19 protein-coding genes are annotated in these 22,422 nt (G+C 49.9%); 15 read left to right on the forward strand and 4 right to left on the reverse strand.

Annotated features, from left to right (window positions below; genetic code table 11):
- Positions 1 to 159: 159 nt before the first annotated feature.
- Positions 160 to 1,086 carry a matrixin family metalloprotease gene (locus OCU14_RS08065; protein WP_261810584.1) on the reverse strand — a complete coding sequence of 309 codons (927 nt, stop codon included), beginning with the start codon at positions 1,084 to 1,086 and terminating at the stop codon, positions 160 to 162.
- 217 nt (positions 1,087 to 1,303) lie between these two features.
- On the opposite strand from OCU14_RS08065, the gene OCU14_RS08070 reads away from it, so the two are divergent.
- From OCU14_RS08070 to OCU14_RS08090, 5 genes are all read left to right on the forward strand, one after another.
- On the forward strand, positions 1,304 to 1,864 hold the full coding sequence (locus tag OCU14_RS08070) for a DNA-3-methyladenine glycosylase I (protein WP_261810585.1): 561 nt from the start codon (positions 1,304 to 1,306) through the stop codon (positions 1,862 to 1,864).
- Between the two features lie 16 nt (positions 1,865 to 1,880).
- Positions 1,881 to 3,011, forward strand: coding sequence for an exonuclease SbcCD subunit D (locus OCU14_RS08075; protein WP_261810586.1), 1,131 nt, complete (start codon positions 1,881 to 1,883; stop codon positions 3,009 to 3,011).
- A 3-nt stretch (positions 3,012 to 3,014) separates the two neighbouring features.
- The gene (locus OCU14_RS08080; protein WP_261810587.1) at positions 3,015 to 6,164 is read left to right on the forward strand and encodes an AAA family ATPase; all 3,150 of its coding nucleotides are present in this window, start codon (positions 3,015 to 3,017) and stop codon (positions 6,162 to 6,164) included.
- A 557-nt stretch (positions 6,165 to 6,721) separates the two neighbouring features.
- Positions 6,722 to 7,705, forward strand: a complete 984-nt coding sequence (locus OCU14_RS08085; protein ID WP_261810588.1) for a choloylglycine hydrolase family protein — start codon at positions 6,722 to 6,724, stop codon at positions 7,703 to 7,705.
- Between the two features lie 17 nt (positions 7,706 to 7,722).
- Positions 7,723 to 8,169, forward strand: coding sequence for a GNAT family N-acetyltransferase (locus OCU14_RS08090; protein ID WP_261810589.1), 447 nt, complete (start codon positions 7,723 to 7,725; stop codon positions 8,167 to 8,169).
- Between the two features lie 189 nt (positions 8,170 to 8,358).
- Here OCU14_RS08090 and OCU14_RS08095 read toward each other — a convergent pair whose 3' ends face one another.
- Entirely contained in the window at positions 8,359 to 10,608 is a 2,250-nt protein-coding gene (locus OCU14_RS08095) for a glycoside hydrolase family 3 C-terminal domain-containing protein (RefSeq protein WP_261810590.1), read from the reverse strand.
- Positions 10,609 to 11,009: 401 nt separating this feature from the next.
- Between OCU14_RS08095 and OCU14_RS08100 the strand changes: the two genes are divergently transcribed.
- The 7 genes from OCU14_RS08100 to OCU14_RS08130 all read left to right on the forward strand — a co-directional run bounded on the left by OCU14_RS08100 (position 11,010) and on the right by OCU14_RS08130 (position 18,547).
- The gene (locus tag OCU14_RS08100) at positions 11,010 to 12,650 is read left to right on the forward strand and encodes a peptide ABC transporter substrate-binding protein (RefSeq protein ID WP_261810591.1); all 1,641 of its coding nucleotides are present in this window, start codon (positions 11,010 to 11,012) and stop codon (positions 12,648 to 12,650) included.
- 454 nt (positions 12,651 to 13,104) lie between these two features.
- Entirely contained in the window at positions 13,105 to 13,653 is a 549-nt protein-coding gene (locus tag OCU14_RS08105; RefSeq protein ID WP_261810592.1) for a DNA-3-methyladenine glycosylase I, read from the forward strand.
- 508 nt (positions 13,654 to 14,161) lie between these two features.
- A complete protein-coding gene (locus OCU14_RS08110; protein WP_261810593.1) occupies positions 14,162 to 14,968 on the forward strand; it encodes a MetQ/NlpA family ABC transporter substrate-binding protein in 807 nt (268 codons plus the stop codon).
- Between the two features lie 74 nt (positions 14,969 to 15,042).
- A complete protein-coding gene (locus OCU14_RS08115; RefSeq protein WP_261810601.1) occupies positions 15,043 to 16,089 on the forward strand; it encodes a methionine ABC transporter ATP-binding protein in 1,047 nt (348 codons plus the stop codon).
- A 39-nt stretch (positions 16,090 to 16,128) separates the two neighbouring features.
- Positions 16,129 to 16,773 (forward strand): methionine ABC transporter permease, encoded by a 645-nt coding sequence (locus OCU14_RS08120; protein WP_261810602.1) that lies wholly within the window; start codon positions 16,129 to 16,131, stop codon positions 16,771 to 16,773.
- A gap of 190 nt (positions 16,774 to 16,963) precedes the next feature.
- Positions 16,964 to 17,905, forward strand: coding sequence for a DMT family transporter (locus tag OCU14_RS08125; protein ID WP_261810594.1), 942 nt, complete (start codon positions 16,964 to 16,966; stop codon positions 17,903 to 17,905).
- 15 nt (positions 17,906 to 17,920) lie between these two features.
- Complete coding sequence (locus OCU14_RS08130; RefSeq protein WP_261810595.1) at positions 17,921 to 18,547, forward strand: histidine phosphatase family protein; 627 nt, start codon at positions 17,921 to 17,923, stop codon at positions 18,545 to 18,547.
- A 59-nt stretch (positions 18,548 to 18,606) separates the two neighbouring features.
- On the opposite strand, the gene OCU14_RS08135 is transcribed toward OCU14_RS08130, so the two are convergent.
- Positions 18,607 to 18,822 carry a P8 family protein gene (locus OCU14_RS08135; protein WP_261810596.1) on the reverse strand — a complete coding sequence of 72 codons (216 nt, stop codon included), beginning with the start codon at positions 18,820 to 18,822 and terminating at the stop codon, positions 18,607 to 18,609.
- A gap of 209 nt (positions 18,823 to 19,031) precedes the next feature.
- On the opposite strand from OCU14_RS08135, the gene OCU14_RS08140 reads away from it, so the two are divergent.
- Positions 19,032 to 20,015, forward strand: a complete 984-nt coding sequence (locus tag OCU14_RS08140; protein WP_261810597.1) for an aldo/keto reductase — start codon at positions 19,032 to 19,034, stop codon at positions 20,013 to 20,015.
- A 51-nt stretch (positions 20,016 to 20,066) separates the two neighbouring features.
- On the opposite strand, the gene OCU14_RS08145 is transcribed toward OCU14_RS08140, so the two are convergent.
- Complete coding sequence (locus OCU14_RS08145) at positions 20,067 to 20,441, reverse strand: glycine cleavage system H family protein (RefSeq protein WP_261810598.1); 375 nt, start codon at positions 20,439 to 20,441, stop codon at positions 20,067 to 20,069.
- A gap of 141 nt (positions 20,442 to 20,582) precedes the next feature.
- On the opposite strand from OCU14_RS08145, the gene OCU14_RS08150 reads away from it, so the two are divergent.
- Positions 20,583 to 21,623: a lipoate--protein ligase family protein gene (locus OCU14_RS08150; protein ID WP_261810599.1), complete on the forward strand. Its 1,041-nt coding sequence runs from the start codon at positions 20,583 to 20,585 to the stop codon at positions 21,621 to 21,623.
- Positions 21,620 to 21,934: a DUF7671 family protein gene (locus tag OCU14_RS08155; RefSeq protein WP_261810600.1), complete on the forward strand. Its 315-nt coding sequence runs from the start codon at positions 21,620 to 21,622 to the stop codon at positions 21,932 to 21,934. The genes OCU14_RS08150 and OCU14_RS08155 overlap by 4 nt, the downstream gene beginning before the upstream one ends.
- Positions 21,935 to 22,422 lie beyond the last annotated feature (488 nt).

Raw genomic sequence — 22,422 nt, forward strand, 5'->3', positions numbered from 1 at the left:
GGAGCCGGTAAATGGTGGATGTTACCGAGGGTGTTGGGGATGATTAACCGGCGCCTAAGTCATCAGACTGTCATCTGTTGTGTGAAGAACTGGTAAATGTTGGGCATTTTGTCATGAAAAAAGCGCGGCTCACGGCCGCGCTTTCAGTGAGATTTAAGTTTAGTGAGCAGCGGCATAGACTTTTAATGCCAACTTGGCCCGGTTCTTATCGGTTGTGGTGATTGGATTGTATTTAGACAAGCCAGCCTTAACCTTCTTGTAACTGTAGACATTGCTGTTGCCACTCTCAAAGTACATGAGATCGGCCTTCTTCGGGGAGTGGTTCAACCCGAGCACGTGTCCCAATTCGTGAGCCACGGTGCTGGCATATTCGTACTTACGGCCAGTCTTGGCGACACTATTGACGCCTTTGACTTCCTTCTTCAAAGTGTCGTAAGCGGGCAGAGAAGTTTCAACCGCCGCTGCCTCGGTGTTGAAGAGGCTTTGGTAATTGTCGTAGCTTGTCGTGATACCCTTGGCAGCCAAATTAGCTTTGGCTTTGGCTTCAATGGTCTTCGCATACTTCTTGTAGAAGGCGTCATTGAGTTGATTAGTCATGGAAACGGCAATATTTTGCGTCTCGTCACGGTAGTAGGACCACCGAACTTGAAGCTTCTTCTTGCCAGGCGTCCACCAAGCGTCACTTTGGTCGGACTTGGTTGGTTTAGCTTTCGAGATGGAGAGCGTCAGGGTGTGGTTCTTCTTTGAGCCCTGAACAAATTCCTTTTTCCCAAGCTTCTTATTCCAATAGTTCATGGCGATCTTCGTACTACTCTTGAGGCTTGAATCACTGGTGTTGATCCAAACTGTGGCACGCCCGTTCTTCTTCAATGCCGACTGGGCATCGTAGGTGAGCTTATAGCGTTTAGCCAATTTGCGGGCATTCTTACGGTAGTAGCTCTTGGACTTCTTCAGTGTTGTCGCTGACGGGTTCACACTGGCGGCATGTGCCGTCACGGTGCTGGTCGAGATCACGGGTGTAATCAGTAGCGCCGCAGCCGCAGTCACGAGTAGTGAACGGATTCCTAAATGGTGTGTTCGATGCATGAGTTTGACCTCCTCAATTCCCCAAAACGTCATGTTTACAATAGCATAGCCTTTTCCCCGTAACGGGTCAAGCAAAGAAGGCCCCAAATAGTTTGGACATTAACCCTATGATACCGGGGTTAGTGGGGTGAATTATTTACGGTGTGAGAACAAATGTTCGGGAACTTTATTTGTAAATCTGGTATAGTAAACTTAACAATAAAAAGGGGGCTTTTCAGTGGTTAAGCGGTGTACCTGGGTGTCTGATTCACCTTCTATGCAGGATTATCATGATGAGGAGTGGGGGCGACCGGAGCATAATCCCCAAAAACTATTTGAGCTGTTGAGTCTGGAAACCTATCAGGCCGGATTAAGTTGGCAAACCGTGTTGAATAAACGGGCGGCCTTCAAGACGGCTTTCTACGACTATGATCTGGCTAAGGTAGCGGCCATGACCCCCGCTGACATTGAACGGCTCTTGACCAATGCGGCCATCATTCGTAACCGTCGCAAGTTAGAGGCAACCGTGGCCAATGCCCAAGCGATCTTAACTTGGGACGACCCGGCGGACTTTGCCAGTTGGCTGTGGGCGTTCGTCGACGGTCAGCCCATTCGACATACCATTCATTCGATGGCTGATTTGCCAGCAACTACCGATTTATCAAAACAAGTGGCCCGCGAGCTGAAGAAGAAGGGGTTCAAGTTTGTCGGTCCGGCGACGGTTTATTCTTTTTTAGAGGCCGCCGGACTGATCAATGACCACGAATTGAGTTGTGATTGGGCACCAGAAAAGCAATAAGGAAGGACTAAGATAAATGCGCTTTTTACATACAGCAGATTGGCATATTGGTAAGAAGCTTCATGGCTACGACCTCTTGACGGAACAGCGAGACGCCTACCGTCAGATTAAGGCCATTGCTGAAGCGGAGAAGGTTGATGCCATCGTGATCGCTGGGGATCTATACGATCGGGCACTACCTAGCGAAGATGCGGTGACCGCGCTTGATGACATGTTGGTGGATCTGAACCGTCAGGAGCATTTCCCCTTACTTGCAATCAGTGGCAATCATGATTCTGGTGTCCGATTGGGCCAGGGAAGCGACTGGTTTAAGAGTACCGCGTTCTACCTCAATACACGCTTAAAAGATGCCTTTACGCCAGTTGTTATGGACGGCACCCAGTTCTTCTTATTGCCCTATTTTGAACCGTTCGCGGCTCGTCAATATTTCGAAGATGAGAGCCTGAAAACGGTGGAACAAGCCATGCAAAAGGTTGTGGCCAAGATGGTCGCTACCTTCGATCCGCAGATGAAGCACGTGTTGGTCGCGCACTTCTTTGCTGCCGGCAGTACCCATACCGATTCAGAAACGCAGGTCCAGGTTGGGGGACTAAATGCTGTTCCGGTAGACCTGTTGCGTGATTTTGATTATGTCGCCTTGGGGCATTTACACCGCAAGGAGGCTTTACAGAATGAACCCACGATGAAGTACAGTGGGTCACCATTGAAGTTTTCAACGAGTGAATCGCTGGACACCAAGGGCGTCTGGATTGTCGATACGGCCACTGATCCCGTGACGGTCACCTTTAAACCATTGAAGCCATTGCATGATCTCGTGGTGTTACGGGCATCTTTCGAAGAATTAATGGATCCCGACAAGGTCTTTTCAGTGACACCAGATGACTTTGTGGCGATTGAGCTGACCGATACAGCCCCAATTGCCAATGTGATGCAACGGCTCAAGACCCGTTTCCCTAAAGTAATTGAGTTGCACCGAATCAATCAAATTGACGTGGCCCCGAAAACTCTCGACATTGATCAGGTGCAACAGGACCCCTTAACTTTATTGGGAGACTTTTTCGAAACGGTCACGCAACATCCACTGACGGATCAACAGGAGACATGGGCCAAAAAAGCCTATCAACGCGCTCAGAAAGAGGAGGGGTAAGCCATGCGTCCGTTAACTTTACATTTACAATACTTCGGGCCTTATCGCGACGAAGAAATTGATTTTCAAAAATTCGACAATCCACTCTTCTTGATTAGTGGGAAGACGGGGAGTGGGAAAACCACTATTTTCGATGGGATGTGCTATGCCCTCTTTGACCAGTCCTCCGGAGTCGATCGAGAACCGACGTCGATGCGGTCTGATTTTGCCACGACCGAGGATCATACGCGGGTAACGTTCACCTTTAGCCATCGTCATCGGGACTACCGGATCATTCGAGAACCCGCGCAAACACTGAAGAAAAAGCGAGGATCCGGAGTTACCAATGCCCCAGCCAGTGTGGAACTGACTGTTTTCGAGAACGGCACAGAGACCAAACAACTGACGAAGGCCAATCAGGTTCGGCCATTCTTACAAGATCTGCTTCAAATGGATGGCAAGCAGTTCGCTCAGATTGTTTTGCTCCCACAGGGCAAGTTCCGTCAGTTCTTGGTCGCGCCTAGTGACGAGAAGGCGGCTGTGCTGGAACAACTTTTTAACACGGAAATCTTTGGCTTATGGGCCGATCAACTGAAGGCCCAATTGCGAACTGAGCAGGATAAGAATAAGGAAACCGATCGGGACCGGGAACAGGTTCAATCTAGTCTGATTTGGACACCGGAGAATCAAGAGGCGGCGGAGACAGCTATCGCTCAGGCACAGACAGACACGGTCTTGACGCTGATGGCGGACCAGCAGACAGCTACTCAAGCCGCCGAAACGGCCGCTAAGGGTCAGGTTGCGACTGCTAACAACCAAGTCACAGCCTTGACCCAACAGGATACGCGCGAAGAGCAGTTGCTGAAAGACCAAAAGGAACTGGAAAAACAGTTACTGCGACAGCAACAATTGAAAGACCGCGAGCCGGAGATGCAGGTGAAACGCGTTGCCAGCCAACAACTGGAACGCATCCAGGCTATTCAACCGCAGTGGACCACCAGAGCCAGCGCTCAGCGGGACCTTGACAAGCGAAAGGCCGCAGCGGAGAAATCAGTCCTTGAACTGACAGCAAAGCAGAAAAAGTTTAAACAAGCGCAAGAAAATCAAAAAGCGGCAACTAAAATTGAAACGCGTTTGACTGAAGCCAAGGCCAATTTGACGGCCCGCGCTAAGATGATGCCAATTTACGAAAAAGTTGCCGACCTGACGAAACAATTAAAAGCTGCTCAGACAGCCAGTAAACAAGCCGAGGCTACCGAGTCGGAACTAACAAAGAATGGTCAGCAGACGCAAGCACAACTCAAACAGCAACTAGCCATCACGGAAACTCAGACTGAGCACTATCAGGAACAACAGCGGCTCAGCAAGCGTGAGGTCGAGTTGAATGACTGGCAACGTCAAGTTCGTGGGATTCAGGACGCCGATCAAGAGATCGCGACGACGGAGAAAAAAGTTGCCACGGCAAAGTCAAGCTTAGACCAGGCACAACACGAGTATAAAGCGAGCCAGGCGCGATTCGAAGAGTTGAATCAAGAACTCTTGGAACATCAGATTGCTCAGTTAGCGGCTCAGCTCGAGCCAGGTCGACCATGTCCCGTTTGCGGGTCTGTGGATCATCCGCATCCAGTGGTTGTCACTGATTCGGCGGTGACCGAGGCGGAAGTGAAGGCTGCCCGGCAACATGCGGAAGATCGTCACACGCAGGTCACGCGATTAGACACCAAACTCAAGGCATTAGTGACCACATTAGCCGATCAGCAGAAGAGCCGTGAAGTGAATGTGACCAAGTTAATTGCGGCCGTATCGACAAGCGATGACGAGCTGGGCACCTTTGCTGACTGCCAACAGCGTGTGACCGATCTGGTTGCAACCTATCAAGCGGCTGTTGCCAAGAATGACCGGGCACTAGCAGAAATCAAGAAGGCCCAAACACAGGTTGCACGTTTACAAAGCGATGCGGAACAGTTAGAGCAAATGATCAAGGATGCTCAGAAGGCGCGTCAGGATAAGGCGGCTGCCGCTGATCATTTGGAAGTTCAAGTGACCACACAGCGTGAGGCTTTGCCTGAAGATGCGTCAACCTTGGCGGAGTTTAAGGCACAGGATCAGCAGTTAAAACAGCAGTTAGATACCGATCAAAAGTTGTGGGATGACTGTGTTCAAGCCGTTAAAACGGCGTCAGATGCTGTGACCGTGGCCACTACTGAACGAGATGGGGCAGCTAAGGAATACAACGCGAGTCAGCAACGACTCACGACAGCGCAGGCCGAATTGAAGGCGGCGATTGCTGAGCAAGGTCCTGAGTTGACCGCGTTGGCAGAAGACGCAATTGCCGAGCTGTTACCACAAGTGACGACCTTGCCGCGATTGCGGCAACAACTCACTGATTTCCAACAGCAACAAGCACAGGTTAAAACGAGTATTACTGATCTGAAGAAGCGAGTTGCCGATCGGCCACAGCCTAATCGGGAACAAACCCGCAACGACTTGCACGATGCCCAACAGCAGGTAACGGCACTGCTGGACCAACAACACCAATTGACCGATCGCTGGCAGACTAATGACCGTTACGTCAAACAGCTACAGAAATTGGTTGCGAAACAGGTTGCTGCGGTTCAAAAGACGCAGGCTCTCAATGAATTGGTCGGTGTGACCAATGGGGATGGTCCGAATAGCAAGCTGGGCTTGGAACGTTACGTGTTGCAAACCTATCTACGACAAATCTTGCAGGTTGGTAATCAACGACTTCAGCAATTGACTAACGGCCGCTACCAGTTCTTGGTCGACGAGAGTCCGGCCACCTACAAGAAAAAATCTGGACTGGAAATCAACGTCTATGATGACCACGTAGGCGAACAACGAAGTGTCCACACCTTGTCCGGTGGGGAGAGTTTTATCGCCGCTCTGGCCTTAGCATTGGCCCTAGGTGAGGTTATTCAGCGCACCACAGGCAGTGTAGATGTCGAAGCCTTATTCATTGATGAAGGTTTTGGGTCATTGGATGAAGATGCCCTCATGACGGCTCTGAACTCGCTTGAGAGTGTTGAGGGACAGAATCGGATGATTGGGATTATCAGTCACGTCAGTGAACTGCGAGAACAGGTGCCTAACCAGTTGCAAGTGGTTAGCAACGGGAATGGTGAGAGCCAGATTACCTATCAAATCGAAGATTAAGCGTTTGGTCGTCAGACGCCAAAAAGAGTCGCGGATGTTGTCCGTGACTCTTTTTAATGAAAAGTGTTTCGCAAACTACCGGGGCTGTTACCAGAAAAGGAGGGGGAACTCGGGTCGCTAGACGGGAACATAGCCCTCGCTTGTAGTGGATAGGCCGATCTCGCCAGGTAAGTTGGTTGAGCAGCATTGAAAGCCGTACCCGGGTTGTTTTTACTGGTAGCGAAGCAGCCAGCCGGACAATCCCCTTGGGGGTAGTTGGGGTCAAACCGAAACACTTTTCACCGCTAAGCATAACCGATGGGTTGCGAAATGAATATTCGAGAACACGAGATTCGAGAAAATTGGTCAGTTTTGCCGGTGAACTTCTAACGGTGACCTAATTTTTAGCGGACATGATCACCCCAGATAATCGTTAGTGGCTTAAACCGTTAAACGGTGTGATGACGCGGTTGACCACTGTTTTTAAAGAATAGTTATATAATCAACGATTATGCGTGCATAACGTCTAGTTTAGGTTTAGAATAATGGATAATTATATTAGAAACGGGATGATTTTGATGTGTACTAGTTTGACCTATGAAAATAGTCAAGGTGATCATTTTTTGTCACGGACCATGGATTTTGCCTTTGAATTAGGTGGCCAACCAATCTTTATGCCTCGTAACCAGAAAATCCAGGGGGATGCTGGTGCCTTCACCACGAAGTACGGTTTCGTAGGAGCTGGACGTAATCTGAAACACTACATCTTTGTTGATGGGGTCAATGAATTTGGCCTGGGTGCTGCTGCGCTCTACTTCTCACAATATGCGAAGTACGTTAAGGAAGCCGCCGCTGACAAACTCGGCATCGCCCCACATGACCTGGTTGCCTGGGTCTTAGGAAACGCCAAGAGTGTGGCCGATCTCCGCGAACTGATTCAAAACGTTCAACTCGTGGACGTCCCGGTCTCCTTGCTAGGTCTGACAACACCCTTACATTTCATCTTTAGCGATCCAACCGGAGAGACAACTGTGTTGGAAGCCACGAGTGACGACCTTCACCTCATCGATGATCCAGTCGGCGTGATGGCGAACTCGCCACAGCTGAGCTGGCACTTACAGAATCTTAGTACCTATGGCACGCTCGTTGCGAGTCAGCGACCACTGCATAACTATGAAGGCTTCGAGTTGGCAACACAGGGTCCCGGTACTGGTGCTTTAGGGATGCCTGGGGATTATACCTCACCATCTCGGTTTGTTCGGACCGTCTTCAACAAGCATTACAGTGAAGCAGCGGCAGATACGCCGACTACGTTGAATTTATTACAACATTTAATGGACAGCGTGACGATTCCTAAGGGTGTTAAGCTCAAGGACGACGGCGCCAGTGACTACACGCAGTACCGGGGCTACATGGCCTTGGATGACCGTGCCTACTACATGGAACCTTACGACAACTTGGAACTTCAAGGGGTCAAAATGACGGATGAAATGTTAAACAATTGGGATACACCAGTTGAGTATCCTTTGGATCATCAGGTTCACATTAATAATTTAAACTAATCAAAGCTGGTGGGTAGATGAGTGATTTTCAACAAAAGTCTTTTCAAGAATTAACGACGGCCGAACTCTTTGAGATTTATCGGTTACGGACCGCGGTCTTCGTCGTGGAGCAAACCTGTGCCTATCAAGAGGTGGACGACTTGGATCTGACTGCCCAACATCTGTTCACGCAGGCACCCGATGGTAAGATTCGGTCGTATGCTCGGCTGATGGATGAACAGAATCAGGTTCGCATTGGCCGGGTCGTGGTCGCACCTGACGCTCGTGGTAATGGTAGTGGACGCGAACTCGTGGCCCAAGCCATCGCTGCCTGCAAGGAAACGTATCCCGATGCTGGTCGAATCATCATTCAGGCGCAAGCTTACTTGCAAAAGTTCTATGAGTCCTTCGGGTTTCAACCGATTAGCGATGTCTACTTGGACATCGGTATTCCTCATCTCGACATGATCCTGCCACTTAAATAACCACAAAAAAATTCCTGAGACAAAAGTCTCAGGAATTTTTTGCGCTCCGAACGTCTATGGTCGAAACGTGTGACAAAAGGCAGTCAACTCCGCTTAACCCCGATAGACAAACAATCCAAGACCGGAATTGTTCGTCTATCGACGTTAATGCTCATTGACTAACCGCCTTCTGTCACACGCTAACTAAAGTTATTTGCGTTGGTTGGCGAGACTGATAAAGTCGGCCACAAACGTTTCCGGCACACCGGTGGCCACTAGGGCCCGCAGTGGCATGTTGAGGAACATCAGGTTTTGGGTCAGCTGTGGCTGATCATCTTGTTGATCGCTGAATCCGAGGGGATTGTTGGCGCCCAGTGGTTTGAGAACCGTGTTTTTAAATTGGTCCAACAGCTTGTGGTCGCGAACGATCGTGGTCAGGTAGGTCTCCATGGTGATGGGGGCCGGCGAGTTCTTGAAGTCCATGGTCAACTTGGTCTGGAGGCGAATATCACGGGAGGATTGCCCGACCATGATTTCGTAATCGCCAGAGTCTGCTTGCCAACGGTGCTTGCTATCACACCACCAACTGAAGTCTTTGCGACTGAGTTTGAGGGTGACGGTCTTGGTTTCGCCAGGTTCCACGGCAACCTTGGTAAAGGCCCGCAGTTCCTTGGTTGGCATTGGCACGTGGGAAGAGTGGTTGGCTACATAGAGTTGTGGCACGGCCTTCCCGGCAACATCGCCGGTATTGGTGACGTTGAACGTTACCGTTGCCCCGTGTTCATCCTGGTCGACCGCGAGATCGGTGAGCTCAAATGATGTGTAGCTGAGCCCATAGCCGAATGGATAAAGGACATGCATTTCGTGGGTATCATAGTAGCGGTAACCCATGAAAATTCCTTCCGTGTAGTATTCATGTTGGGGATCCTGGCCAAAGGTTGGTGCCATTGGCGTATCAGTTAAACGAATGGGGAAGGTTTCGGTCAAGTGACCAGATGGGTTAACCTGACCAGTCAAGACGTCCCAGGTCGCTTCACCCACGGCCTCACCGGCCAGGTAGGTTTCAACGACAGCAGTGACCGAGTGAATCCAGGGCATTTCAACGGCCGATCCATTTTGCAGGACAACCGTGGTGTGGGCGTTAACACGACCCAGACTGCCGATTAGATCGGTTTGATTTTCTGGTAACATCAGGGAGTTCTTGTCAAAGCCTTCGGACTCATCACTGGCAGGATAGCCGGCGAAGATGATCACGTGATCGGCTTCCTTAGCGGCGGTCAGGGCTTCCTGAACCAAGTGGTCGTCGGTTTCACTCTGATCTAACCGATAACCAGGATAGTAGGTTGCGTCTAGCCCAGTATTTTTAAGAGCTTCCAATGGCGTAACTAAGTTAGATGGATTAACGTATGAGCTGCCGGCTCCTTGGTAGCGGGGATTCTCGGCGAGTTCCCCAATGACGACGACCTTACCGGATGTCTTGGGGTGTAGCGGTAATTCTTCATCGTGGTTCCGTAACAGAACGATACTGTCGTCCGCAATTTCGCGGGCAAAGGTGTGGTGTGCCTGATGGTCGTAGTCACCAGCGGTGGTCTGTGGGGCCCAGTCGTCGATGAGGTGGAGGATGTGGCGGACGGCTTTATTCAGAGTTCCTTCGTCCAGTTCACCGGTTTCGATGGCCCGCAAAATTTCATCGATCGAGGTTTGACCCTTACCAGGCATCTCGAGGTCGAGACTGGCTCGTAAGGCCCGTGCGTGGTTGGCCACGGCGCCCCAGTCAGACATGACGGCACCGTGGAAGCCCCATTCGTCTCTTAAAATGTCACGTAAGAGGTGGTGATTTTCGGAGTTCAAGACGCCATTAACCTTGTTATAAGACGTCATGATGCTGGCAGGACGAGCTTTCTTCACGATAATTTCAAAGGTTCTTAAGTAGAGTTCACGGAGCGTCCGTTGGGACATGTCACTGGAGGCCGTGAACCGTTGATTTTCACGGTTGTTGGCGGCAAAATGTTTGACGGCGACGCCCACGTGTTGGGATTGAACGCCGCGGACGTAGGCACTGGCGAGTTTACCAGCGACCAAAGGATCCTCGGAGAGATATTCGAAATTACGACCGCCGAGGGGCGAACGTTTCAGATTAACGCCGGGTCCCAAGAGGAGACTGACCTGTTCGGCACGGGCCTCTTGCCCGAGGTGTTCACCGAGGCGTTGCATGAGAGATTGATCCCAAGAACTAGCCGTGAGGGCTGCCGAAGGATAGGTAATGGCGGTCACGGAATCCGTGATGTCACCAGCATCTGCCCCTGGTTTTTGCTTACGGAGTCCAGAAGGGCCATCCGTTAACATGAGGGCGGGAAGCCCCAGCCGATCAATAGCGGCGGTGTACCAGAAATTCTTACCGGAGACCAGTGCGGCCTTCTCGGGTAACGTGAGTTCAGCAAGCGTGCGTTCGATGTCCATACGTTCAAATCCTTTCTACTTTTTCAGCTAGTCCTAGTATACCGTTTTCCCGGAAGTGATGTTAGTAAGGAAACCGTTTCTTTTGACAAAGCCTGGCAAATAGCGTACCTTTAAATTTGTGCAATCCATTTAATAACTAAAAGTAAGGAGGAAACCATGATGTTAGCCAACGTACGCCACAATCAAATGACGGTCACTGCATGTTGCGAATGTAACATGACTATTTGCGTTGGGTTAAATCGTGATTTCCAGGCAAACCAGTAGACCTACATAACGACAACGATTGTTGTCACTGTAGCGGGTTTCCTCTCACGATTGACTGTGAGAGGAAACCCGCTTTTTTGTTTATGAGTTTAGGGGATTGCACACCACTAAATTGAGGAAAAGGGAGCGTTAATGTTATGAAAAAATGGACCGGAATCGGATTAGTTGCTGCAGTAGTCGCCATGGGATTGGGTCTGGCTGCTTGTGGGCAATCGTCATCATCAGCGACGCCCCAGCAAGACTTAAAGTTACCAGCGACGGCACAACTGGATACGATCGATTTGGCTAAGGCCACGGGTTATGGTCAGACCGGGAACGTTTTTGAAAGTTTCTATCGGTTAGGCAAGGACGGTAAGGTGGCCCCGGGATTGGCGGATTCCGCTAAGATGTCCAAGGACAAGAAAACCTGGACGTTCCACATCCGCGACAACGCCAAGTGGAGTAATGGCGATCCTATCACGGCGCAGGACTTCGTTTATTCCTGGCGACGGACGTTGACGCCAGCCACCAAGGCTTCCTACACGACGATGTTCTCCGGAATTAAGAACGGGGATAAGATTATCGCTGGTAAGGCCGATCCCAGTGAGATTGGGATTCACGCCAAGAACAAGCACACGGTTGTTATCGAATTAGATAAGCCGATTGCCTACTTTAAGATTCTGATGGCATACCCGTTATTTGCCCCACAAAATGAAAAGGTCGTCAACAAGTATGGGAAGAAGTATGCCACTAAGTCCGAGTACATGGTGTACAGTGGACCGTTTAAGATTACCAACTGGAGTGGGACTGGGAATACCTGGTCATTCGTCAAGAACAACCATTACTGGGACAAGAAGGTTGTGAAGTTAAATAGGATTAGCTACCAGGTGGTTACTAATCCGCAAACGGGGTTGAGCCTGTACCAGAACAAGAAGCTCGACTTCGCACAGCTCTCGACGGAGCAAGTTAAGAACTATAAGAACAACAAGGAATTCAAGGAGTATCCTTACTCCATCGTGATTCACCTGAAGTACAACTTTCAAGATGCTGATAAGGAAAAGCGGCGTATCATGAATAATCAGAACATCCGCCAAGCAATTGCCTTATCGATCAATCGCAGCCTGTTAACCAAGAAGGTCTTGGGGGATGGTTCTGTGACCCCTACTGGTTTTGTGGCTAGTGGTCTTGCCAAGGATCCGAAGACGGGTGAAGACTTTGCCAAGCAACAAGCCGTTAAGAATACCACAGCCTACAACCCAACTCTGGCGAAGAAGAAGTGGGCGGCTGGTTTGAAACAGCTGGGACTGAAGAAGGTCAAGCTGAGTATCATGGCTGGAAATGATGATGTCGCTGCTAGTACCGTTACCCAATATTTGAAGGGAACGTTGGAAAAGAACCTACCTGGTTTTGACCTCACGATTCAAAACGTTCCGGCTTCAGTCGCCCAATCACGGGCAACGAGTGGTGACTTTGACCTCTTCCTCTCCCACTGGGGAGCCGACTTCAACGATCCCATTTCCTTCATGCAGATTCCAACGAGTTCCAACGCTTTGAACTATGGCAAGTGGTCCAACAAGACTTACGATGCCTTGATCGACAAGGCCCAGAATCAAGATGCTGGGAACGACGAGGCGCGTTGGCAGGACATGGTTCAGGCCGCTAAGCTCATCAACAAGGAACAGAGCTTTACGCCCCTTTATCAGGCTAATTACGCCTACCTCCAACGGTCCACGGTCAAGGGTGTGATTCATAACACTGCCGGGACTCAGTGGAGTTACAAGTACGCTTACGTTAAATAGCATTTAGGTGTGTGTGAATTGGCCGCCTGCGGCTGCCAGGGATTCCGCCTGCTGTGGGGACGCTTCAGCCTAAAAACCAGGCTTCTCGCTCGATTTGAAGCCACGAAGACCACATGTCTTCAAAGTCGCCCGTGATGTAAGGCCGAGAAACGCACTCGGTCTAACATCACCACCACGGCCGGCTCCATCCCTGGCCTCCTCCGGCTAGGATAGTAGGTTGCCACAACTAGGACTGTCGTAAGTTCTACTTGATCATGGGAAACCGGTGACTAGCCGGGTCACTGACAGTTGGTGAAGTTGCTTTCACCATGTTTCGATTGGTTTTTAAGGGCGTAACGTAATTAAATTTTTAGATTCGTGAAAGGACGCCGATGCTGTTGGCGTCCTTTTCCACTTTACAGTGACCGGTGAGTCCCGTTACAATTAAGTGAGATTAAAGGGAGAGGGCAGACTGATGGCAATCGGACCGAATGATGGTCGCCAATTTGAGACAGATGGTGCCGCGGAGTATGATGCCTACTTTGGCACGCCAACACATGATGACCACGTGTTATTCGAACTGTTGACGGTGGGTGTTTTTCAAGTTGGTCTGAGTTGGCAGGCGGCAGCTAGCAAGTTGCCAGTTTACCGGCAAGTCTTTGACGGCATGGCAATTCAGCCAGTAGCGGCCATGATTGATGAATTGGCAATTCCAGAAATTGCGGCGTTTCCGGGGATGATTGGTAATCATCGTAAGATTCAGGCTGTGCTCCGGAATGCCCGTGCTATTCTCAAGGTTCAGCAGCAGTTCGACAGTTTTTCCGCCTATCTGTGGGCCTTTGTGGATGGGACGCCATTGCTCTTACCAGCGCCGGAGCGTGACGCGGTGGCTCATCAGTCGACCCTGGGGAGTGCTGTGGCCAAGGACATGAAACGCCGTGGATTTAGCTTCGTGGGGCCAGTGGTGACCCACATGTTTCTGCTAGCTGCGGGAATTCTACGAGAGCCCGACACACGCGATTAAGTGAAAATTAGGTGAGAATTCACGAGAACCTGAAACCGATTTATTTGGGGCGCTGGCTGGCCAGAGCCGCTGGGACGGGATCCGTTATGAATAAATTTATTGTCGATTGTGCTTGACACCGAATTAGAATTGCATTAGACTTGCTATTAAATTAAGCGATTGAAAACAATGTGATCAGGAGAGTAACCACCGTCAATGGTTTCAAGAGAGCTCGCGATTTGCTGAAAGCGGGTAACCCACGGCGGGGTGAAGATGGCCTGAAATGAATTGGTACCGCTGAGTCTTTTCGATGAAGTGGTAATGCTTGGCACTCATTATCGTGCACGCACTTTAAGGCGCAAGCTGGCGAGTGTTAATGAGGGGTCGGCATAGTCTGACTTGAATTAGAATGGTACCACGACAGAGTTCGTTTCTATTAAATTAGAAGCGGACTCTTTTCTTTTGGTCATTGTTTTCAATCGCTAGCTTCAAAATAAATTCTTTAAAAGGGATAAAGGGGATTTTGAATATGAAGAAATCATTTAAACATTTTAGTTGGCTATTATTACTGTTAGTTCCACTGTTGATTGTGTCTGGTTGTGGCAAGTCCAGCAGCAACAAGACGATTAAAGTCGGGATCATGGGTTCCGATGAAAAGATCTGGAAGCCCGTTCAAAAGAAGTTGAAGAAGGAAGGGGTCAACATCAAGTTGGTGACCTTTACCGACTACAACCAGCCTAACGCAGCCTTAACAAACCATGAAATTGCCCTCAACTCGTTCCAACACACGTACTTCATGGATCAATGGAACAAGGCCCACAAGAGCAACATCGTTTCGATTGGGAAGACTGTCCGCGCACCACTACGTCTCTACTCCAAGAAGGTTAAGAGCGTTGCTGATATCAAGAAGGGCGACCAAATTACGATTCCTAACGACTCAACTAACGAAGGTCGGGCCTTACACTTGCTTCAATCAGCTGGTCTGATTAAAGTGGACGGTAGCAAGGCATTACCAACGCCTAAGGATATCACCCAGAACAAGTTGAACTTGAAGATTACCCCAGTCGATGCCGCTCAGACGCCACGTTCCTTAACGGATGCCGCTGGTGCCGTTATCAACAACGAATTCGCTGCCGAAGCGAAGTTGCCAAACAGCGAAACTATTTACAAGGAAAAGATTAACAAGGCTTCAATTCCTTACATTAACATCATTGCCACGAACAAGGCTGACAAGAACAACAAGACTTACAAGAAGATTGTGAAGGCTTACCAGACCGAAGCAACGAAGAAGTTATTGAAGAAGTACTACCACGGATTAACCATCCCAGCTTGGTAACAGACTGCGATTTCTAAGTTAAAATTAGCCGGCATAAGGCGAGTAAGGAGCACGAAGATTTGACTAACGAAGCGATTATTGAGTTAAAAAATATCGACGTCACTTTCCATAATAAGGGACAGACCGTCAACGCCGTGAAGGATGTGTCATTGACCGTCAATCGCGGAGACATTTATGGGGTAGTGGGTTATTCCGGTGCGGGGAAGAGTACGCTCGTGCGGGTCATTAACCGGCTTCAGCCACCGACTGCCGGCACCGTTGTGGTGAACGGCCAAGATATCTTACACCTGACGCCCCGAAAACTACGGGCTGCCAGAACTAAAATTGGGATGATTTTCCAACACTTTAACCTGATGGATTCGCGGACGATTGCGGACAACGTGGGCTATCCCTTACGTTTTCGTTTATCTAAGAAGAATCGGCAGGAGAAGGTGGCGCATCTCTTGGATCTCGTTGGTCTGAGTGAAAAGGCCAACGACTATCCCGCCCAACTCTCCGGTGGTCAGAAGCAACGGGTAGCCATTGCGCGAGCGTTGGCCAACGACCCCGAGATTCTGATCAGTGATGAAGCGACGAGTGCCTTGGATCCTAAGACCACGTCCTCCATCCTGGAACTGTTGAAGCGATTGAACAAGGAGCTCGGTCTCACGGTGGTGCTCATCACCCATGAAATGGAAGCCGTTAAGGAAATCTGTAACAAGGTTGCCGTGATGGAGTCCGGTGAAATCATCGAACGGGGCGACCTGGTCTCGATCTTCAGTCAGCCGAAGAAGCCATTGACGCAAGACTTCATCAACACGGCGACACAGATTAATCAGGCCCTGGAAAAGATTTACAAGCAGGCCAGTGCCCTCCATTTGAGCGATCATCAACAGTTGGTTCAGCTCCAGTACGTGGGCGCAAGTACCGATGCGCCGCTGATTACGGAACTTTACAAGCGATACGATGTAGTTTCAAACATTTTATATGGGAACGTGGAAATCTTACAGAACACGCCACTGGGTAACTTGATCGTGGTGATGTCTGGTGAACCGGATAAGTTGCAAGACGCTTGGCAGTATTGCCAGGATGCCGGAATTAAGATTACCCACTTGAAGCCCACGGATTCGGAGGTGGCTTAATTGAGTTGGTTTGCTAAATATTTTCCTAATGCCGTTACGATGAAGAGTGACTTTATTCAAGCCACTGGTGAGACGCTGTATATGACGCTGATTACCGCTGTGGTGGCGGGGATCCTCGGACTGGTTATCGGGGTGGGCTTAATTGTCACCCAACCCGGTGGTATCCTAGAGAACCGCATCATTTACAACATCTTTGATAAGATCGTCAACCTCTGTCGGTCGATTCCGTTCGTCATTCTGTTGGCCGTGATTGCGCCCTTAACACGGTTGATCGTGGGGACTGCCATCGGGACAACCGCAGCGATTGTGCCCTTGGTGATTGGGTCCGCCCCGTTCTATGCGCGGCAGATTCAAAATGCCTTGGCAGAAGTTGACCACGGGGTGATCGAGGCGGCTGAATCGGTTGGTTCCGGTCCCATGGGGATTATCTTCCGGGTCTATCTCAAGGAAGGTCTGGCCGATATTATTCGTTCCTCCGTCCTAACGCTGATCAGTTTGATTGACCTGACCGCTATGGCTGGTGCCATTGGTGGGGGTGGCTTGGGGAACCTGGCCATCAACGTCGGTTACAGTCGGTTTGAAACGGACGTGACCGTCTTGGCCATGTTAATCATCTTAGTCATTGTCTTTGCTATTCAATTAGTGGGTGACCTGTTGGCCCGTCGCGTGGACCACACGGCTTAACCGCTATTAAAAATTCGAAAAGGAGAGCTGGGAATGTTTCCCACTCTCCTTTTCCTATGAAGTCTGTTAACTGGCAAACGGGGTAACCTAAAAAGTTTTAGAAACCGCGATTTTGTTGCCAAATTCTAATGATTTTTAGGTAAAATAGAAAAATTAAAAACACACGCGTGACGTGAGAGAGAAAGGATTCATGGGCTTGAAAAAAACAGGATCAGCAACCGAAAACGTCGTCAAAGGAATTTTCTGGGCGACCGTTGCGTCGGCAATGTTTGGAGTATCGGGGACGGTGCTTCAGTTCATCTCACAGGGACAATCGATTCCCACAAGTTGGTTCCTATCTGCTCGGACGATGGGGGCCGGGGTCACCTTACTCATTATCAGTATGATTATGTATGGCAAAGAAACGTTTACCATCTTTAAGAGTTGGCGGGAGATCGGGTTGGTTGTGGCGTATGCCATCTTTGGACTGGGGGCCAACCTGTTGACGTTTTACATTTCCGTTCAAACGGGGAATGCCGCTGCGGCCACGATTCTTCAGTATTTGAGCCCGCTGTTTATCGTGCTGGGAAGTCTGCTGTTTAAGCATGTGCGGCCGTTACGAAGTGATTTGATTGCCTTTGCCGTAGCCATGCTCGGGGTATTCCTAGCGATTACCCGCGGGAACATTTCACAACTGGCTATTCCGTTTGATTCCCTGTTGTGGGGGATTGGTTCCGGAATTACCGCGGCCTTTTACGTGGTGTTGCCACGGCCATTGGTTCGTGATTATGGTCACCAACCCATTACGGTCTTGGGCTGGGGAACCTTCATTGCTGGGGTGATTTTCAATATTCACCAACCAGTTTGGGTGCACACGCCACCTTTGACGAGTACACTCTTGATGTCGATGGCGACGGTCATTATCATTGGAACGATCCTGCCATTTGCCTTGCTTTTGTACAGTACCCACTTCGCACCGTCTGACGTGATTAGTATCGTCGATGCCGTGCAACCCGTGATGACCTTCGTGCTCTCGATTATTTTCTTAGGATTGAAGATCTCCATCGCTGAAGTTGTCGGCTCCGTCTTGGTTATTGTGGCCATCTACCTGCTCCAACGTGGGCGGCGGAAGATTGTTGAGAAAGATTTTTGACGGGAGTGAGCGAAATTGACAACTTTTGATTGGGTTCGTCACGGTCAAACGCAGGCTAATGTCGACCAAGTCTTTCAGGGACAATTGGACACGGCGGCCACGCATCTGACTGTTCGCGGTTTACAACAGGCCGAGCAGCTCGCGCAGGCCTTACGGGCAGTTAAGTATGACCGTGTCGTCAGCAGTCCCTTGCATCGTGCTCGGCAAACGACTGCCGCATTAACGCAAGTAATCCCGGTAGTTCCCGAATTCGATGAACGCTTACAAGAGGCCGACTATGGCCAGTGGAGCGGTCAAACGTATGCGGCTGTTAGTGCCGAGTACGCGGCGTCCTTTGATCCCGTGACGCGCGAGGTCTTACCGGATGAATTGGTCAACGTCGGTGGTGAATCATATCTGATGATTCAGCGGCGGGTCGGGCAATGGCTGGCCGAGCAAGTCGTGGATCATCCCGACGATCACGTTCTCGTGGTGAGTCACGGGTTGACGATTAAGACGCTGGCGCTTCTCACGTTGGGTGCGCCGGCAACGGCCGCGTTACCCGAGCCTAGTAATACTAGCGTGACGCGGATGACCATTGATCCGGCCACGGGCCGACGTTACTTGCGATTCTACAATGTGGGAACTGGCAACTTTAACTAAAATAACTGTAAAAAAATAACCTCGCCAATCGGCGGGGTTATTTTTTAGTTGAATGTCGATTACTTCTTGAGGTTGTCTTCAACGTAAGAACGAACTTCATCGTCGCTCTTCGCATCCATTTCCTTCATCGAAGCTTCAGTTTTATCAGTGTCATGTCCATTGGCTTCCATGAAGTGGTCCCACAATGCGTCACGAACAGGCAGAGCCTGGTCGGACCAGTCGAACGCTTCACTCATTTTTTCATCCAATAAAGCAGTCTTTTCAAAATCAGCCATAACCAATTACCTCCAAAAAGAATTTGGGGTCAGTGGAATTTGTGATTAGCATGAATCTCACCGGCTTCATTTTTAATGTTAGTCCTTTTAAGTGAGAATGGTAAATATTTTGTTTAAATGATCCGCTAGGTCTATTGACGATGTTTGATAAAAACGGCAGAATGAGAGATATCAGAGTGGCAAGAGACTGCCAGAAAGTGGTGTGTGGTATGGAATACCGACAACTCGGTAAGACTGGTTTCAAGATTAGTGAAGTGTCATTAGGAACATGGCAATTAGGATCAAAATGGGGCGACCCATTCGACGAGAATGATGCCCAAAACACCTTATCCGCTGCTTATGACGCCGGGGTAAACTTTTTCGATACCGCTGATATCTATCAGGACGGGTTGAGTGAACGGGCCTTAGCCACGTTTATTAAAGGCAAACGCGATAAGGTTTTCGTCTCCACTAAGGTGGGGCGTAAGCTTGATCCGCACGTGGCTAGTGGCTATACGCCCGCCAATATCACAAAATTCGTGGAGGAAAGTCTGCGAAACTTGGATGTCGATGCTTTAGATAACGTGCTCTTACACTGTCCACCAACCGCTGTGTATTACACGCCAGAAGTCTTCTTCACCCTCGATCAATTGAAAAAGGCTGGGAAGATTAAGAATTATGGGGTCAGTGTGGAACGGGTCGAAGAGGCGATGAAGGCCTTAGACTACGACATCTCGGCCGTTGAAATTATCTATAACATGTTTCGTCTACGGCCCGCCGACCGATTTTTCAAGATGGCGCAGGAACAGAATGTGGGTATCATTGCCCGAGTTCCTTTGGCCAGCGGCTTGTTGAGTGGTAAATATACCCTGGATACGGCGTTCGGCAAGGCCGACCACCGCAACTTCAACCGTCATGGGGAAGCCTTCGACCAAGGGGAAACTTTCTCCGGCGTGGATTACGCAACCGGTGTGCGTGCGGCCGATGAACTTAAGGAACGCCTGCACGCAGGCGATCACTTGGCCCAGATGGCCTTACGTTATATTCTGATGGCTGATGCCGTTAGCACAGTGATTCCTGGGGCGTCTAAGCCAGAGCAGATCAGCCGTAACGTGGCCGCTGCCGATGTCCCTGCCTTTACGCCTGAACAGATGGTGATTGTGCGCGACGTCTACGATAAATACATCAAGGATCCAGTTCAATATCGCTGGTAAAATAAAATGGTCATCAGCCACGTTGAAAGACGTGCTGATGACCATTTTTAGTTAGTCGGCTTGAAGTTCTAGAACCCAATTGGCCGCCTGATCATTGGTGTTGATGGTTTCGGGATTATCCATCAGGGTTTCATTAATCTTCACGACGGTGCCAGCGGTCGGCGTCTGGAAGTTCTGAACGGCCTTGTCACTCTCGACCTCGAGAATGTCATCGCCAGCCGCCAGATGATCACCACTCAGGATGGGGAGATCCACGAAACTCAGAGTACCCATCTGTTTACGGGCATCGTTAGCCAGGCCCAGACGATAGTGACCTTGGTCACGCTGTTCCAGCCAGACGCCATCCGTAATGGTCAGCTCCGGCGCCGTCTGATGGCGGTGTTGCCACCAGGTCGTGAGTCGTTGCCAAATTGTTTGTGTCGCCATCGCAGTTCGCTCCTTCTTAATCGTGCCTTCAGTATAGCCTTTAATCAGCGAGCCTGACAACTGGAATCCCTTGAGAATTGGAACGGGGAGAGGGTTATGCTAAACTACATTTATTAAGTTGAAACCAAGGGAGTTGACACGATGTTTCTTATTGATACCAATCGAAATGGTCAAGCGGTTACGGACGCTGTGGTGAACCAATCTATTGATAATTATTTGGTCAATGATCTCAAGTTACCGGGACATGGTTTCATGATGTATGTCAATCAACCAGCGGTTATCGTCGGCATCAATCAGAACGTGGCGGCGGAAGTGGATTTTCACTACCTCGCCGATCAGAACGTTCAGTTGGTCCGCCGAACCTCTGGCGGGGGTGCCGTCTACCACGATGAACGGAACTTGATCTTCGAACATATCGTGAATGGCGATCCCAAAGATGGTTCAGTCTTTGGCGACTACGCCATCTTCGCCGATCCTATCTTAAGGGCATTAAAGGCCATGGGCGTGTCAGACCTTGGTATTCGCCAGAAGAGTAATCTCGTGGTTGGTGAAAAGAAGTTCTCGGGGATGACCATGTTTAAAAGTGGCGAGGGCTACGCTGCCGGGGGGACTATCATGTATGATCTCAACGTTGATGCGGCGCACCACGTCTTATTGCCGGTGACCAAGCATGCGCATCGTGGGGTGTCTTCCAATCGCGTAGCCATCACGAATCTCCGCCAATACCTGGCGCCGGCCTATCGTGACCTGACAATCCAAGAATTTAAGACGGCCTTACTGTGTCATATTTTTAAGGTAGATCGCTTAGACCAGATTGAAACCTATCATCTGACAGATCGAGACTGGTCAGTGATTGATCAGCGGCTCGCGGAGAAATATCGAACTGATGCCTGGAATTATGGGGCCAATCCTGGCTTACGGGAGTATCGCCGTTGCCAGTTAGCAAGTGGTGATCTCCATGTGAACTTTACCCGTCACGCGGGTCAGTACCGACGCGTGGCCTTATTTGGGACGGTAGGGACGCCAACTGAATTGGCAGCGATTGCTGAACAACTGATGGGGCAACCAGCCACGATAGCGGCGGTCACCCCGGTGTTGTCAGCCGCTGCTGAACGTGGTGTGCTGGCGGCTAGCGATGTCGCTATCGTCGCGTCGGCTTTGACTAAGGAGGATAACGAATGAAGGGCAAATATGCCGTGAATCAATATATAGGGGTGCCGGTAGCGGCCAACGCCTCGGGACAATATGAAATTAAGCGGGAACCAGATGGGGATTTCAAACTTCATTCCTGGCGAACCGGGAAACACAGTAAGGGCAAATATCAGGGGGTCGGGCAGATTTTCCTGACAGAAAACAACCTCAAGGTGGCCGTGGTGGCGGCTTCCCCTGTGCCATTCAAGGAACGCCACCAGTTTACGCCAATGCAACGGCTGACGAGTGAATTCGTTGGTCCAGATGTTCTTGAATTGGCCCAGTCGCAGTTACCGAAATAGAAATATTGGAGCTGTAATCGAAGGGATTATGGCCCTTTTAATTTAGGCTAAGATTGGCCGCCTGCGGCTGCCAGAGGTTCCGCCTGCTGTGGGGACGCTTCAGCCTGAAGGGCGGGCTTCTCGCTCGATTTGAAGCCCCGCCAGAAGCGCGGGTCTTCAAAGTCGCCCGTGCTGTAAACTGGAAAAGGCACCAGTTAACACCACCGCCACGGCCGGCTCCATCTCTGGCCTCCTCCGGCTAGGGGAGTTGTTAGTGATTATATTGGTGTGCATGACAAAGATATAAACGGTTTGTCTGACCCTTACAGGATCAGACAAACCGTTCCAGTTTTCACAGGTACCTAGGCAACATAACGATTTGGCTAATAAAATTAGAATTAGATCGCAACAAAAAATCCTGACCGAAAGTATGGATCTATGATATTTGGTGTTGATGGTAAATCCATCAACACCATTTTTGTATAATAAAAGGGCACATCACCATTGTG

Origin of the sequence: Levilactobacillus humaensis, assembly GCF_024345185.1 — a bacterium.
In the GTDB taxonomy this organism is placed as follows: Bacteria; Bacillota; Bacilli; order Lactobacillales; family Lactobacillaceae; genus Levilactobacillus; species Levilactobacillus humaensis.